A 482-nucleotide genomic window follows, 5' to 3' on the forward strand; every position below is an offset into this window, starting at 1 on the left:
CGCTTGGAAGACACCATTTTTTCCGGCGTCGCTTCCCTAGTAAACAATGGAATGACTGGCATCGCGATCATCATTTTTGTCGCAAGTATCGTGGTTCCGGTCGCAAAAATTCTTGGCCTATCTTACCTTTTATTGGCGATTCAATTTAAGCGCAAAATATTCCATCGACATAGAATGACCCTTTACTTTGTGATCAAATGGATAGGTCGATGGTCGATGATGGATTTATTTGTTATTTCTATCATGATGACCTTAGTTGATAGAGGTCAAATACTTGATTTTACTCCCGGGTATGGTGCAGTTGCTTTTGGTATCGTTGTTGTATTAACCATGCTTGCAGCAGAAAGCATGGATCCAAGGCTGATTTGGGATAACTACCCTAATGAGAATAAAAACAAAGAGTCACTAAATGAGTAATTCTTCCCCTACACAAAAATCTTACTCGCCTAATATTAAGCGCAATAAAGGTTTGTCGCCCCTAT

At 39.8% G+C, this 482-nt stretch carries 1 protein-coding gene; it reads left to right on the top strand.

The features are described 5' to 3' along the window. Positions 1-417, top strand: a 417-nt coding sequence (locus tag QTO00_RS20780) for a paraquat-inducible protein A (protein ID WP_331426401.1), incomplete at its 5' end; no start/stop codon positions are given. Positions 418-482 lie beyond the last annotated feature (65 nt).

The sequence above is a fragment of the Vibrio sp. M260118 genome (genome assembly GCF_036533755.1).
Taxonomy (GTDB): Bacteria; Pseudomonadota; Gammaproteobacteria; order Enterobacterales; family Vibrionaceae; genus Vibrio.